Genomic DNA, 13,990 nt, shown 5'->3' with positions numbered 1-13,990 from the left:
ATCACCCCACGAGGCGCTCGCGGAGGTGCTCGAGCTGACGGGCGGGGTCAGCGGTCAGTCCCCCGTGGACCGGACCGGGCTGGAGCACCGTGCTGCGCGGCGCCTTCAGGAAGCCGAACCGCTGGCCCAGCGACTGGCGCGCGGCCGCGCCCCCACGCTCGTCGCCCCGGCACACCCAGTCGGTGAAGGCGAGCGCCTCGCACACCTGGTCGACGTCGATGCCCGGGTGGAGCGCCCGCAACCGGTCGGCGTCGACCGACCACGCCACGTCGAGGAAGTCGGCGGCCTGGCAGTGCAGCACGACGCCCACGTTGAGGAACTCCTCGCGCTCGGGGCGCGGCACGCACCGGAGCACGACGTACTGGTAGGCCATCCGGGTGGCGGTCATCGCGCCACCGCCGGGAGCCACTGGCGGGTGCCGAGGCGCGCGAGGAGGAAGTCGACGTACGCCTGGCGCAGCGCGTCCGGCGTCTCCGCACCGGGCACCGTCTCCAGCCAGACGTCGGGGACCTGGTCCAGCACCTCGATGAAGACGTCACGGTCGAGCGGTGCCGCGATCTCCGCGTCGAGCTCGATCGCCCGGCGTGCGCACGTCTCGAAGACGTGGCCGCCGGCGTCCCAGGGCTGGGCGGCGAACTTCGCCGGATCGGTGACCCCGGACCGCCAGCCGTGGTGGAAGTAGAGGGAGGCCCCGTGGTCGATCACCCACAGGTCGCCGTGCCAGAGGAGCAGGTTGGGGTTGCGCCACGAGCGGTCGACGTTGGCGGTGAACGCGTCGAGCCACAGCACGCGGGCACCCTCGTCGTCGGCCGCGCTCACCTGCCCGTCGACGCCGAAGGAGCCGGGGAGGAAGTCGATGCCGAGGTTGGGACCGACGCTCGCGTTGAGCAGGTCCTGCACCTCCTCGTCCGCCTCGTAGCGGGCGAGCTCGGGGTCGAGGTCGAGGACGACGAGCCGCGGGGTGCGCAGGCCCAGCCGGGTGGCCAGGGCGCTCACGATGACCTCGGCGACCAGCACCTTGGCGCCCTGGCCGGCGCCGCGGAACTTGCACACGTAGGTGCCGAGGTCGTCGCCCTCGACGACGCCGGGCAGGCTGCCTCCCTCGTGCAGCGGCGTGACGTAGCGGGTGACCGTGACAGTCGGGAGGCCTGTGGGGAGTCCGGTGGGGAGTCCGGCGGAGCTCACTGGACCGGGTCCTCCTCGGCGAGACGCTCGGTCTCGGCCGCCACGTCGAAGTCGGCGGCCGGCCACTGCAGGTCGAGGCCGCGCAGGGTGTCGAGGAGGATCTGGCCGACGGCCAGGTTGCGGAACCACTTCTTGTCCGACGGCACCACGTGCCACGGCGCGACATCTGTGCTGGTGCGCTCGAGCGCGACCTCGTAGGCCTCGCGGTAGGCGGGCCACAGCGCCCGCTCGTCGAGGTCACCGGGGTTGTACTTCCAGTGCTTCTCGGGGTTGGCGAGGCGCTCGACCAGCCGTGCCTTCTGCTCGTCGGCGCTGATGTGGAGCATGCACTTGATGATCGAGAACCCGTCGTCGACGAGCCGGGCCTCGAAGTCGTTGATCGCGCCGTAGCGGCGCTCGATCTCGTCCGGGTCGGCGAACCCGCGGACGCGTGCGATGAGGACGTCCTCGTAGTGGGAGCGGTCGAAGACGCCGATGTAGCCGGCGTCGGGCAGGCCCTTCTCGATGCGCCAGAGGAAGTCGTGCCGCTTCTCCTCCTCGGTGGGCGCCTTGAAGCTGGTGATGCGGACGCCCTGGGGGTCGACGAGCCCGATCGTGTGACGGAGGACGCCGCCCTTGCCGCTCGTGTCCATGCCCTGCAGGACGAGCAGGACGCGACGCTCGGACCCGACCGTCCGCTCGGCCCAGAGCCGCTCCTGCAGGTCGGCGAGCTCGTCGCCCATCGCGGTCAGCGCGGCCTTGCCGTCGGCCTTGGCCCCGTCGAAGCCCGGTGCGGCGTCGGTCTCGACCGCCGTCAGGTCGACCGGGCCATTGGGCAGGCGGAGCGCGTCGGCGATCGGCGAGGGCTGGGGGCTCGTCATGCGCACATCATGACGCACCGACCGTCAGGCGACGCCCAGCACGCGGCGCACGTCGAGGGTGCAGCCGACGACCGTGGCCACCCTGCCGTCACGCTGCGGCTCGTCGAACCAGGTGCCCTGATCGAAGCCCGCCTTCTCGAGGATCCGCAGCGAGGCCGCGTTGCGGTGGTCCGGCGCGGCGAAGTAGGCCGTCGCGTCCGGGAACCGGTGCCGCGCGCCCCGCATCCACGACCACAGGACACGCGCGCCGAGGCCGCGCCCCGCCCACGCGGGCTCCCCGATGGCGTAGTCGAGACCGATCGCGTCGGGGTCCGGCGTCAGCAGCGCGAAGTCGGGGTAGTCGCTGATCCGGTAGTCCTGGACGAACCCGATCGAGTGGCCTTTGAGGTCCACCACCCACATCCGGATCGGTGTCGTGCCGTCGACCCGGGGCCCGTAGGTCGCGACCACCCGTTCGGGGCTCGGGTCCCCGTCGGCGTGCCACCAGCGCCGGACGTGCGGCTGCTGGAGCCACCGGGTGAGGAGCGGCAGGTCACCGCGCGTCATTGCCCGCAGCACGATGCGCTGGTCGGGCTCGACCGCGAACCGCAGCGTCGCTCCCGACAGGTCGTCGGCGACGGGTTCGCCGGAGACCGTGGCGGCGATCCGCGTCGCGGCCGCGGCCCAGGACTCGCCGGGCCGGACCGCGCCGGTGAGCTCGCGCTCGTCATGACGTACGACGACAGGGACGGAGTGCATCCGGCGAGTGTGTCAGTGGGCGAGCGCCTCGGGATCGACCACCGGCGGGAGCACCGACCACGGGAAGTCGATCCAGCGCTCGGTGCTCCGCCACGAGTAGTCGGGCTTGATCACCGACTGCGGCTTCTCGTAGATGACGACCGTGCGGACCTCTGCCACGTGTCCCTCGCAGAACGCGTGCACCAGCTCCAGGGTCCGACCGGTGTCGGCGACGTCGTCGGCCACGAGCACCTTCAGCCCCGACAGGTCGACCGCAGCCGGGGTGGGCGGCAGCATGATCGGGACGTCGAGGCGCTGGTCGACGCCGGTGTAGAACTCGACGTTGACGACCGAGATGTTCTTGACCGCCAGCGCGTAGCCCAGACCCATCCCGAGGGCGAGCCCGCCGCGCGCGATCGCCAGGATCATGTCGGGGCGGAACCCCGAGTCGGCCACCTCCTGCGCCAGCTCGCGGGTCGCGGTGCCGAAGAGGTCGTAGGTGAGGACCTCGCGTTCGCTGCTCACCGGCCCATCCCACCAGACCACGGCGCTCGTGGGAACGGGCGGTCCGCCCGTCGACCTGCTGCTCCAGAGCACCGACGGCCACGGCTCCGGCCGCTCCCGCTCACAAGTCGGGGTGCGGCTCGTCGTCGGCGGCCTCACCGAGCGCCTCGCGGACGACCGAGAAGGCCAGGCCGGCTGCGTAGCCCTTGCGGGCCAGCAGTCCGGCCAGGCGGCGGGTGGCCACCTGGTGGTCGAGCCCGCGCATCGAGCGCAGCTTCTTGTCGACGAGCGCCCGGGCGGCGGCGCGCTGGTCACCCTCGTCGATCTGCTCCAGCGCGGACTTCGCGTCCTCGTCGTCGATGCCCTTGCGGCGCAGCTCCTGGGCCAGCGCCCGCGGCGCCAGTCCTCGGCTGCGGTGCCGGCTCTCCACCCACTGCCGGGCGTAGGCCGCGTCGTCGATCAGCCCGACCTCGGTGAAGCGGTCGAGCAGCTGCGCCGCCAGCTCGTCGGGGACTCCCCGCTTGGCCAGCTTGTCGGCCAGCTCCTGTCGCGAGCGGGCCTGTCCGGTCAGCGTGTCGAGCAGGATCTTGCGGGCCACGGCCTCCGGGTCGGCCTCGACCTCGGCGGCCGCAGCCTCCTCACGGGCGATCCGCGCCGCCTCGCGCTCCTCCCACGTCCGGGTGCGACCTCGGCCGCCCCCACGGCCCTTGCGTCCGCCACCACTCCCACGGCGGGCGCGCGCACCGTCCGATGGCTCGACCTCGGGCGTGGATGGGGGCTCCCCCACCCACGCCCTGACGCCGAGTCCGACGTCGCCGACCCAGTCGGGGGCCGGACGCGTCTCCTTCGTCATCGCCTCGACTCCTTGGAGCATCGGGTTTCGACGCGCGGATCCGCCCTCGCAAGCTCGGTCGGACGCTTGCTCAACCTGCCCGCGCGACGCCGGTCACTCGTCCCTCGTGACCGCCTGCGCGGTCAGAAGTCATTGACCCCGATGGGCTCGTCGCTCAGGTCGTCGCCGGGCTTGTCGACGGCCGGAGTCACGCCCAGCTTCTCGAGGATGAGCTTCTCGATCTCGTTGGCCAGGTCGGGGTTGTCGCGCAGGAAGTTGCGCGAGTTCTCCTTGCCCTGGCCGAGCTGGTCGCCCTCGTAGGTGTACCAGGCGCCGGCCTTGCGGATCAGGCCCGCCTCGACGCCCACGTCGATCAGCCCGCCCTCGCGGCTGATGCCCTTGCCGTACATGATGTCGAACTCGGCCTGCTTGAACGGCGGGGCGACCTTGTTCTTCACGACCTTGACGCGGGTGCGGTTGCCGACCATGTCGGTGCCGTCCTTGAGCGTCTCGATGCGACGCACGTCGAGGCGCACCGAGGAGTAGAACTTCAGCGCGCGACCACCGGTCGTGGTCTCCGGCGAGCCGAACATCACGCCGATCTTCTCGCGCAGCTGGTTGATGAAGATCGCGGTGGTGCCGGAGTTGTTGAGGGCACCGGTCATCTTGCGCAGGGCCTGGCTCATCAGGCGGGCCTGGAGGCCGACGTGGCTGTCGCCCATCTCGCCCTCGATCTCGGCGCGGGGCACGAGCGCGGCCACCGAGTCGATGACGATCAGCGAGAGCGCGCCGGAGCGGATGAGCATGTCGGCGATCTCGAGCGCCTGCTCACCCGAGTCGGGCTGGGAGACCAGGAGCGCGTCGGTGTCGACACCGAGGGCCTTGGCGTAGTCGGGGTCGAGCGCGTGCTCGGCGTCGATGAAGGCGACGATGCCGCCGGCAGCCTGCGCGCTGGCCACCGCGTGGAGGGCGACCGTCGTCTTTCCGGAGGACTCCGGACCGTAGATCTCCACGACACGACCTCGGGGCAGGCCGCCCAGGCCGAGCGCCACGTCGAGGGCGATCGACCCCGTGGGGATCACCTCGAGCGGGGCACGTGTCTCGTCGCCCAGTCGCATGACCGAGCCCTTGCCGAACTGCTTCTCCACCTGGGCGAGAGCGGCGTCGAGGGCCTTCTCGCGATCTGCACCAGCCATTGCTGTGTCCCGTCTTGTCGTCGTGTCGTGTGCGGTACGTCTGCGACGCTAGGGCGAGCCACCGACAGTCCCTGATCAGGACCGTCTGACGCTGTGGACAACCTCGCCCCTCGTCGTACCTGTGGATGAACAGTAGCCCGAACAGGTGTTCGACAGGCACTCCGCGCGCGGCGTGTCGTCCGGGATTTCCGGACGTGGCCGCCGGGGATCAGGCGTGCCGGCGGGTGACGGCGCCGGCGACCACCACGGTCCCGGCCAGCAGTGCGGCGAACATCGCCAGCACGGCATAGCCCAGCCCGCCGACGATCACGCCGGCGAGGGCCCCTCCCCCGGCGGCGGTGAGCGCCATCGCCATGTCGGACGTGCCCTGCACGTCGGTGCGGGCCTCGATGGGCGTGCGGTCGGCGATGACCGTCGAGGCGGCGACGGTGGCACAGGACCAGCCGAGGCCGAGCAGGAAGAGCCCCGCGAAGATCTGCCACGACGTGCCCTGCGGCGACAGGCCGCACAGTGCCAGCGAGACCAGCAGGACGACGCCGCCGGTGACCAGGACGCCGCTGCGCCCGAAACGGTCGGCGGCCCAGCCGACGACGGGCGAGAAGGCGAACATGCCCAGCACGTGGATCGAGATGACGAAGCCGATGACCTCGAGGTGGGCGCCGCCGTGCTCCATGTGGAGCGGCGTCATGATCATGACGGTCACCATCGCCGCGTGCGCGCACGCCATGGCGACCACCGCGGCGCCGACGGCCGGCACGTCGCGCACGACGGCGACGAACCGGCCCCACGAGCGGCCGCGCGGCTCGGGCCCGTCGGCCGGGGTGACACCGGCCGTCTCCTGCGCGAGGAGCAGCGGGTCGGGCCGGAGCCGCCACCAGAGCCAGGCGGCCGCCACGACCAGCACCACCGCGCCGATCGCGAAGCCACCGGTGAGCTCGGGAACGCCCAGCGAGCGCGCCACGACGGCGCCGACGCCCAAGAGGTTGGGGCCGGCGACGGCGCCGACCGTGGTCGCCCACACGACGACCGAGAGCGCGCGGGCGCGGTGGTGCTCCGTCGCCAGGTCGGTCGCGGCATAGCGCGACCCGTTGTTGACGGCCGTGGTCGCGCCCAGCATCACCGCGCCGAGGAGCAGCACCGCCATCGAGTCGACGACCCCCGCAACGACGGCCAGGACCGCACCGGCTGCACCGATCAGGTAGCCGGCGACGAGACCGACGCGTCGACCACGGCGCCGCATCACGCGGGCGAGCCCGTAGGCCGCCGCGGCCGTGCCGAGGACCTGGAAGGTCTGCGCGAGGCCGGCCATCGTCTCGCTGCCGGAGATGTCGCGGGCCAGCAACGAGGCCGTGGCGACGCCGATGGTGACGCCGACCGCGCCGACGGCCTGGGAGACGACGAGGGTGCGGACCGTACGACGCTGGACGTCCGCGACGGTGAGTCCCTCGCGGAGCTGGGTGGTCATCGCTCGCTGTCCGGCAGCTCGAGCTGACGGCGCACGGCCGCCCAGACCTCCTTGGGAGGCATGCCCGCGTCGAGCGCCTCCCGGGTGGTCCTGCCGTCGAGGTCGCGCACGACCGTCAGCTCGGCCCACGTGCGTGAGTAGGCCCGCCCGAGGACCGCGTCGAGCCGTGCCCAGAACTCCGTGTGCCTCATGCCGACACCCCATCACGCACCGCCGACAGCACGAGCCAGGTCTCCCCCCGGTCGCCCTCCGGACCGTGGTGGACGACCACGTCGGTCCAGCCCACCCCTCCCGCGGCGCCCCGAAGGTCGGCGGCCCGCCAGTAGGTGAAGTGCCGCGGCCCGCTGATCGTCCCGTGGGTGGACCAGCCCTCGCCGTCGCCCTCCTTGAACGACGACCACAGTCGCCCACCGGGCCGGGTGACCGCAGCCAGTCGGCCCAGAACGCGGGGTAGGTCGTGGCGCGCGACGTGGAGCAGCGACGCGTTGGCCCAGACGGCGTCGTGGGGCCCGTCGGGCGAGGTCAGGTCGTCGACGAGCGGGTCGAGGTGGTCGCAGGCATGGCCCCGCCCGCGCAGCAGCGAGACGAAGGCCGGGGTGATGTCGGTGCGCCGCACGACCAGCCCGAGGCCCTCTATCAGCAGGGCATCACGGCCCCCGCCCGAGCCGATCTCGAGGACGCGCGCGCCCGATCCGAGCTCTCCAGCGAGGCGTGCGACCTCGGCGCGCACCGCGTCGGGCACCGCGGCCGTGCGGGCGGCATAGGCCGCCGCGTCCCGGTCGTAGGCGCGGACGGTCTCGTTCACCTGTGGTCCGCCCCGACGTCGTGGAGGTGGTGCACGACGTCGTGCAGGTGGTAGCGACCCAGGCTCTCGACGGTGAACTCGTCCCCGTTGGACCGGAGCCCCCGTCGGCCGCGCGTGGCGTCGGTGACGGAGGCGTAGAGCGTCGCGACCGCCCGGGCGGCGTCGACCAGCTCGACCGCGACCGCCGCGGGGTCCTGTCGGCGGTAGTCGCGCTCGACCGCGGTGGCGTCCTGGTCCCAGTTGGCGAAGGTCGGTCCGTCCTCGGCGAGCATCAGCCGGACGCGCTCGGCGAAGAGCAGGTGCACGTCGCGGACGTGGCAGCCGTACTCCAGCGGCGACCAGACCCCGGGTCGCGGGCGGTGGGACGCGTCACCGCGGCCCAGCACCCGCGACCACGACGACGACGTCGCGTCGAGGAGGGCAGGGAGCTCCGACACGTCGTGCGCGGCGGCCTCGAACCCGCACTCGGGGCACGGCCGCTCGAGCACCCAGGTCCAGTCCTTCGTGTCGGGCGTGATCGCGTCGCGGGCCGAGCTCATGCCCCCATCAAAGCAGTCACTCTCCGAACGCCACGCTGGTGCAGGCCAGCCGGGCGCCGGCGGCTCCGGTGGTCGCGTTGGTGGGCAGTGCGTGGATCACCACCGACCCCGCGGTGCCGGGTGCGAACGTCCACGGGACCGTCGCCGTGGCGACACCCCGGCCCCGTTCGTCCGACGTGACGTCGAGCCAGACCTCCCGCTGCGCGAGCGGGACCGTCGCGTCGGTCGAGTGCTGGTAGTGCCCACCGGACGCAAGCGGGTCGGCGCCGCACGTCCCCGTGTGGACGTGTGCCCCGAACGTGCGGCCGGCCGGCAGCCCGGTCACCATGAGCCGGACGCGGGTGGTCCCGTCGCTGGACCAGGCGTGCACCTGCGTCTTGACGTCGTCGTACGACGCGTCGTGCACGACCGTCGGTCCGTGGCCGTGGTCCACGAGCACCCCTGCGGCCACCGCGGTCGTGGGCACCGCGGCGAGGACGGCTGCTGCCGCCACCCCTGTCCTGATCCTCATCTGGTCCTCCTCCATGTCTTGGCCCTCGTCGGAGCCCGCCCGGCGGACCGGACGGGCCGCCACCATGGGGTGACCCCGAGACCGACAATCGGTTCACAGCCGGTCTGGACCAGGGCGAGACTGGGCGGTGCTCGTGAACCGATCATGGGGGTCGGCGCCACTAGGAGACGTGATGGGAGTGGACGACACCGGCTGGGACGCCCGCGAGGGCGTCGACGACCGGACCGACGCCGAGCTGCTGGCCGCCGTGGGCGACGCCGACCGCGGCGCGCTGCACGAGCTGTTCGTGCGCCACGAGCCGTGGCTCGCCATCCGCCTGTCCCGCCGGTGCGCCGACCCGGCGATCGTCGACACCGCCGTCCAGGACACCTTCCTCGCGGTGTGGCGCAAGCCGTCGGGCTGGCGCGGCGACGGCGAGGTCGCCGCCTGGCTCTGGGGGATCGCCGTGCGGTCGATGCTCCACCAGCTGCGACCACGGGCCAACGTCGTCGAGCGGCTGCGCGCCCTGCGCGGGTCGCCGATGGCGTCGGCCGAGGAGGAGGTGCTCGCCCGGGTCGAGCACAGCGACGTCGGACTCGCGTTCTCCCGCCTCTCCCCCGACCTGCAGGCGGTCGTGCAGGCCACCGTCCTCGACGGCCTCTCCACGCGCGAGACCGCCGCGCTGCTCGGCATCCCGAGCGGCACCGTCAAGAGCCGGATGAGCCGTGCTCGCACCGAGCTGAGGGAGGGACTGCTGTGACGCAGACCTGGCACGCCGACGAGGAGACGCTGCAGGCCTGGGCGGACGGCTCGGCCGCTCCGCTCCTCGCCGCCTCCGTCGAGTCGCACCTGCTCCGCTGCGCCGAGTGCCGCCGCCGGACGGCCGGCCTGGCCTCCCGGACGGAGCCGGAGGACGTCGTACGACGGTGGGAGGCGCTCGCCGAGCGGATCGACCGGCCGAGGTCCCACCCGCTCCTGCGTCTGGGCCTGGCCACGCCCGGCCTGCGGACGGCGTGGCTCGCCTCGCTGCTCCTGCTGCTCGCCCTGCCGGCCGTGGTCACCATCTCTGACCTCCGGTTGCCCCTCTTCATGGCGCTGGCACCCGTGGCGCCGCTCGCAGCCGTGGCTCTCTCCTACGGGCGGGGTGCCGAGCCGGCAGGCGAGCTGGCACTCGCGACGCCGAGCGCCGGTCTCAGGGTGGTCGCCGCGCGAGCCGTCGTGGTCACCCTCACCGCCGTGCCCATCGGCGTCGGCGGGGCGCTGCTGCTCGGCCAACCCGTCGAGATCGCCCTCGGCTGGCTGCTGCCCGGTGCCGCCCTCGCGTCGCTCGTGGCCCTGTCGGGGACCTCGCGCCTCGACCCCGCCGTCGTCGCCGCCTGCCTCGGGTCGGCCTGGGCCCTGGCCGTGTCGTGGCCCGCCGCGTCGCGCCAGGTCACTGCGGACGTCGTCAGCGAGGCCGTCGCCTCGGCGCCCAGCCAGCTCACCGCACTCGCGATCGCGCTCGCCGCCCTCGCCGTCACCATTGTTCGTCGCGACGCCGTCGCCTACCGGAGGAACGCATGACCACGACCCACACCGTCCCGGGCACGCTGCTCGCCACCACCGGCATCACCAAGCGCTACGGCTCGCTCACCGCGGTCGACGACGTCGACCTCGCCGTCGGACGCGGGATCGTCGGCGTGCTCGGCCCCAACGGCGCCGGCAAGACCACCCTGCTGCGCATCCTCGCCACCGTGCTGGCACCCGACCGGGGGTCGCTCTCGCTCCTCGGCCTCGACCCGGCATCCCCGGCCGCCCGCACGGAGGTGCGCCGCCGGCTCGGCTACCTCCCGCAGTCGCCGCGGCTCTACACCGGCTTCACGCCGCTCGAGATGGTCGACTACGTCGCCATCCTCAAGGAGCACACCGACACCGCCCGGCGCCGGCGCGAGGCGGCGTCGGTGCTCGAGGCAGTCGGTCTCGGCGACCGGATGCACAAGCGCATCCGCACCCTGTCGGGCGGCATGCAGCAGCGGGTGGCCCTCGCGGCGGCGCTGGTGGGCACCCCCGACCTGCTCGTCCTCGACGAGCCGGCGACCGGGCTCGACCCGGAGCAGCGCATCGCCCTGCGCTCCGTGCTGGCCGAGACGGCCGCCCGCGGCTGCGTGGTCCTGTCGACGCACAACACCGCCGAGGTCGCGGCGCTCTGCCAGCAGGTCCTCGTCATGGACCGAGGGCGCATCTGCTGGTCCGGGACGCCGGCCGAGCTGGCCGGCGAGGCCGAGGGTCGGGTGTGGGAGTCCGACGCCGAGGAGCCCACCGCGCTGCGGTCGTGGCTCACCGGCCCCGGCACGCGCCGCCACGTCGGCACGCCGCCGGCCGGCGCCGCCCTCGCCGTCCCCACCGTGGACGACGGCTACCTGCTCGTGACGAGGCTGGCCCGGTGAGCGGCGTCCTCGTCCAGGCCGCGCTCCCCACGGCGCGAGCCGTCCGGTGGCGCCCCGGCCTGGCGCTGACCGGAGTGCTCCTCGTCGCCGTGGTGCTCGGCAGGGCCGCCGACCGTTCCGTCGACGCCGTCCTGGTGGTCGCCGCCGCCGGTCTGGCGGCCACCGTCGTGGCCGGCCTGCAGGACCCGGCCGCCGACCTGCTGGCGGCGGTCCCCGTGTCGGTGATGCGACGCAGGGTGCTGCGCCTCGCCCTCGTCGGCGCGCCGGCCCTCGCGACCTGGTGGCTGCTCGACTCGCTGTCGACCACGACGTCGTCCGGGCCCGGCCCGCTGCTCGCGCTGACGGCCACCGGCGTGGCCGTCGCGGTGTGGGCACCCACACGACGCGCCGTCCTGGTCGGGGCGTCGACACCGGTGGTGCTCTTCGCGCTGCACCGGGTGCTGCCGACGGGGACCGCGTCCGACGTCGTCGGCCGGTGGCTCACGGACCCCTGGTGGGTGCTCGCCATCGCCACCCTCCTGTGCGTCGCCGGACGGCGGCGATGAGCACCGTGGCGGCGGGGCGCGCACCCGCGCCGGCCGTGCCGTCCGGCGCGCGGGTCGTCGGCGCCCTCGTCCGCGCCGAGGCGCGTCGGATGCTGCGCAACCCCGTGCCGTGGCTGTGCCTCGCCGTGTCGGCGTGGGGGATGTGGCTGGTCGTGCCCGAGCCCGGCGAGTGGCCCGGCTCGTCCTACGAGGCGATGAACCCCGTCGCGGTCCCGCTCCTCCTCGGCATCTCGGTCGCCGTCGCCGTCCCGTTCCACCGCGCCCGCCACGAGGTCGCGCCCGCAGCGCCGGTCGCGGAGACCCGTCGTACGCTCGCCCGGCTGCTCGCGGCGCTGCCGCTGCTGGCCCTGACCGCGGCCTTCGCCGGCCTCGTTGCCTGGCGCGAGCGTGACATCGGCGGCCTGTGGATCGGCATGGAGCCCGGCCGCACCACCGAGGCGCTGCACTCGACGGCCGAGCTCTCGCAGCTCGTCGTGCTCGGACTGGTAGCCGTCGCGCTCGGGGCCGCACTGGGCCGGCGCGTGTCCCGGCTCGTCGCGCTGGTCCCCGCGCTCTTCGTGCTGTGGTTCGTGGTGAGCGTCTACTGGCTCTTCGGCCACCCGGCGGTGACGCCGTACTCGGTCATGCAGGTCCAGCCCCTCGTGCTCGAGGCCGGTCCGGCCACGGCCGACCCGCTCGCCTTCCCCGCCGACTGGCTCCTCGTCACCGCCCCGCACTACTCGGGCGGGGGCTGGGGACGGCAGTGGGTCTCGCAGGCGCTGGCGTGGTGGCACGACGTGTGGCTGCTCGGGCTCGCCGCACTGCTCCTCTCGGCTGCCTGGCCGAGGCCGGGGCGCCGCGTCCTGATCGCGGTCGGCGTCGTGCTCGCCGTCGCCGGCGTGGTCGGACAGCACTGGGTGATCCCGTGAGGAGCCGGCTCCTGCTGGGCACCGTCGTCCCGATCGTCGTGGCAGCGCTGGCCGGGTGCAGCGCGACGGCCTCCGACAGCGACGGCGAGGTCTTCGTCGACGGTCCGTTGAGCCCGGCCGCGGCCAAGGAGCCCGGCGCGGTGGCGGTCGTCGTCGACACCGACCTCGCTCCGGACGACCTGGCGGCCATCGCCCTCCTGGTGCGCCACCCGCGCGTCAACGTCGTCGGCATCACCGTCCCGGAGACCGGCATGGTGACGTGCGCGGGACTGGGCGTGCTGGCCGACCTGTTCGAGGCGATGGAGACGCCGGCCCCGCCCGTCGCCTGCGGTCGGACCCCCCGCGGCCCGGATGGCCTGCCCCTCCCGCCGCAGTGGACCTCGATGTCCACCGTCTACAGCGGCCTGGACCGCGACGACGAGCCCGGCGGTCTCACCCCGGTACGACGACCCGCCGCCGACTTCCTCGCGAAACTCGCCCGCCGGCACGAGGGCCTGCACGTGGTGGCGCTCGGCCCGCTCACCGAGGTCGCGGCGCTGCTGCGACGGCATCCCGGCGCGTACGAGCGGCTCGCAACGATCACCTCGATGGCCGGCAACGTCGCGGCCGACCCCCAGGGCGAGGGCATCGCCGAGTGGAACGCCGCCGCCGACCCGGTCCCCTTCGCCGAGGTCGTCGCCGGGCCGGTGCCGCTCACCATCCTGCCGGACGACCCGGTACCCGACGGTGCCCCGGCCGGGCTCGCCGGACCCGTGGTCGGCGGCCTCGGTCGCGACCCGCAGTTCACCACGCCCGCCTACTGGGACCTCGCGACCGCCGGGTCGTTCGTGGAGCCCGACGTCGCCACCACGCGGACCGGCACGTGGGAGGTCGACACCACCGACGACCGCGGCCGGCTGCGTCGTACGGGCGACGGCACGGTCCGCGTGGTGACCGAGCTCGACACCGACGCCCTCGACGAGGTCTACCGCAGCGTCTTCCGGTGAGCCACCGCGCCACAATGACGGCATGCGAATCCGCGAGGCCGTCCGCGCCGACCTGCCCGTGGTGGCGGGGATCTATGAGCGCGAGGCGCGTGAGGGCCATGCCACCTTCGACGTCGAGGGGCGCCCGATGGACCTGTGGCAGGAGAAGCTGGACGCGACCGGCGACCACTTCCTCGTCGCCGAGGAGAACGGCGTCGTCATGGGCTGGGCCAGCTCGGCTGTCTTCCGGCCCAAGCCCGCCTACGTCCACACGCGGGAGACCACCGTCTACGTGGCGCCCCAGGCCCAGGGACGTGGCGTCGGCCGGGCGCTGTACGAGGACCTGCTGGCGCGGCTGGGCGACGAGGGCGTGCGCGTGGTCGTGGCCGGCGTCGCCCTGCCCAACCCGGGCAGCCTCGCCCTCCACGCCGCGTGCGGCTTCGAGGAGGTCGGCGTCATGCGCCAGGTGGGTCGCAAGTTCGACCGGTGGATCGACCTGGCGTGGCTGCAGAAGGTCCTCGAGTGAGTCCGCTCGGCCGGCTCCGGACGGGCT

General features: G+C 73.7%; 19 protein-coding genes. 7 read left to right on the top strand and 12 right to left on the bottom strand.

All coding sequences use genetic code 11. The features are described 5' to 3' along the window. Position 1: 1 nt before the first annotated feature. From NCI01_RS19310 to NCI01_RS19255, 12 genes are all read right to left on the bottom strand, one after another. Positions 2 to 388: a DUF3037 domain-containing protein gene (locus NCI01_RS19310; RefSeq protein ID WP_254183122.1), complete on the bottom strand. Its 387-nt coding sequence runs from the start codon at positions 386 to 388 to the stop codon at positions 2 to 4. Beyond that, positions 385 to 1,185 carry a HipA family kinase gene (locus NCI01_RS19305; RefSeq protein WP_254183121.1) on the bottom strand — a complete coding sequence of 267 codons (801 nt, stop codon included), beginning with the start codon at positions 1,183 to 1,185 and terminating at the stop codon, positions 385 to 387. The genes NCI01_RS19310 and NCI01_RS19305 overlap by 4 nt, the downstream gene beginning before the upstream one ends. Further along, positions 1,182 to 2,045, bottom strand: coding sequence for a polyphosphate kinase 2 family protein (locus NCI01_RS19300; protein ID WP_254183120.1), 864 nt, complete (start codon positions 2,043 to 2,045; stop codon positions 1,182 to 1,184). The genes NCI01_RS19305 and NCI01_RS19300 overlap by 4 nt, the downstream gene beginning before the upstream one ends. A 24-nt stretch (positions 2,046 to 2,069) precedes the next feature. Beyond that, entirely contained in the window at positions 2,070 to 2,783 is a 714-nt protein-coding gene (locus NCI01_RS19295) for a GNAT family N-acetyltransferase (RefSeq protein WP_254183119.1), read from the bottom strand. A 12-nt stretch (positions 2,784 to 2,795) separates the two neighbouring features. Then, entirely contained in the window at positions 2,796 to 3,287 is a 492-nt protein-coding gene (locus NCI01_RS19290; RefSeq protein ID WP_254183118.1) for a phosphoribosyltransferase, read from the bottom strand. Positions 3,288 to 3,387: 100 nt separating this feature from the next. Next, positions 3,388 to 4,119 carry a regulatory protein RecX gene (locus NCI01_RS19285; RefSeq protein WP_254183117.1) on the bottom strand — a complete coding sequence of 244 codons (732 nt, stop codon included), beginning with the start codon at positions 4,117 to 4,119 and terminating at the stop codon, positions 3,388 to 3,390. Positions 4,120 to 4,241: 122 nt separating this feature from the next. Continuing rightward, positions 4,242 to 5,294, bottom strand: coding sequence for a recombinase RecA (gene recA / locus NCI01_RS19280; RefSeq protein WP_172260688.1), 1,053 nt, complete (start codon positions 5,292 to 5,294; stop codon positions 4,242 to 4,244). A 208-nt stretch (positions 5,295 to 5,502) separates the two neighbouring features. Then, entirely contained in the window at positions 5,503 to 6,759 is a 1,257-nt protein-coding gene (locus NCI01_RS19275; protein ID WP_254183116.1) for an MFS transporter, read from the bottom strand. Continuing rightward, entirely contained in the window at positions 6,756 to 6,950 is a 195-nt protein-coding gene (locus NCI01_RS19270) for a DUF3046 domain-containing protein (protein ID WP_254183115.1), read from the bottom strand. Before NCI01_RS19270 ends, NCI01_RS19275 begins: the two co-directional genes overlap by 4 nt. Continuing rightward, the gene (locus NCI01_RS19265; RefSeq protein ID WP_254183114.1) at positions 6,947 to 7,564 is read right to left on the bottom strand and encodes a class I SAM-dependent methyltransferase; all 618 of its coding nucleotides are present in this window, start codon (positions 7,562 to 7,564) and stop codon (positions 6,947 to 6,949) included. The genes NCI01_RS19270 and NCI01_RS19265 overlap by 4 nt, the downstream gene beginning before the upstream one ends. Further along, positions 7,561 to 8,103, bottom strand: coding sequence for a DinB family protein (locus tag NCI01_RS19260; protein ID WP_254183113.1), 543 nt, complete (start codon positions 8,101 to 8,103; stop codon positions 7,561 to 7,563). Before NCI01_RS19260 ends, NCI01_RS19265 begins: the two co-directional genes overlap by 4 nt. Before the next feature lie 16 nt (positions 8,104 to 8,119). After that, positions 8,120 to 8,614, bottom strand: coding sequence for a superoxide dismutase family protein (locus NCI01_RS19255; RefSeq protein ID WP_254183112.1), 495 nt, complete (start codon positions 8,612 to 8,614; stop codon positions 8,120 to 8,122). Positions 8,615 to 8,786: 172 nt separating this feature from the next. Here NCI01_RS19255 and NCI01_RS19250 point away from each other — a divergent pair, with 172 nt between their 5' ends. From NCI01_RS19250 to NCI01_RS19220, 7 genes are read left to right on the top strand one after another with little or no spacing between them, the layout of a single operon-like run. After that, on the top strand, positions 8,787 to 9,353 hold the full coding sequence (locus NCI01_RS19250) for an RNA polymerase sigma factor (protein ID WP_254183111.1): 567 nt from the start codon (positions 8,787 to 8,789) through the stop codon (positions 9,351 to 9,353). Beyond that, positions 9,350 to 10,156, top strand: coding sequence for a zf-HC2 domain-containing protein (locus tag NCI01_RS19245; protein ID WP_254183110.1), 807 nt, complete (start codon positions 9,350 to 9,352; stop codon positions 10,154 to 10,156). The genes NCI01_RS19250 and NCI01_RS19245 overlap by 4 nt, the downstream gene beginning before the upstream one ends. Further along, entirely contained in the window at positions 10,153 to 11,019 is an 867-nt protein-coding gene (locus NCI01_RS19240; protein ID WP_254183109.1) for an ABC transporter ATP-binding protein, read from the top strand. Before NCI01_RS19245 ends, NCI01_RS19240 begins: the two co-directional genes overlap by 4 nt. Further along, positions 11,016 to 11,564 (top strand): hypothetical protein, encoded by a 549-nt coding sequence (locus NCI01_RS19235; RefSeq protein ID WP_254183108.1) that lies wholly within the window; start codon positions 11,016 to 11,018, stop codon positions 11,562 to 11,564. The genes NCI01_RS19240 and NCI01_RS19235 overlap by 4 nt, the downstream gene beginning before the upstream one ends. Continuing rightward, positions 11,561 to 12,472: a hypothetical protein gene (locus NCI01_RS19230; RefSeq protein ID WP_254183107.1), complete on the top strand. Its 912-nt coding sequence runs from the start codon at positions 11,561 to 11,563 to the stop codon at positions 12,470 to 12,472. Before NCI01_RS19235 ends, NCI01_RS19230 begins: the two co-directional genes overlap by 4 nt. Further along, entirely contained in the window at positions 12,469 to 13,458 is a 990-nt protein-coding gene (locus NCI01_RS19225) for a nucleoside hydrolase (RefSeq protein WP_254183106.1), read from the top strand. The genes NCI01_RS19230 and NCI01_RS19225 overlap by 4 nt, the downstream gene beginning before the upstream one ends. Before the next feature lie 22 nt (positions 13,459 to 13,480). Then, positions 13,481 to 13,963 (top strand): GNAT family N-acetyltransferase, encoded by a 483-nt coding sequence (locus NCI01_RS19220; RefSeq protein WP_254183105.1) that lies wholly within the window; start codon positions 13,481 to 13,483, stop codon positions 13,961 to 13,963. The last annotated feature ends 27 nt before the right edge of the window (positions 13,964 to 13,990 follow it).

The organism is Nocardioides pinisoli (assembly GCF_024199985.1).
GTDB lineage: Bacteria > Actinomycetota > Actinomycetes > Propionibacteriales > Nocardioidaceae > Nocardioides > Nocardioides pinisoli.
Note: the sequence above shows the minus strand (reverse complement) of the source record. Positions and strands in the feature narration are given on the sequence as shown.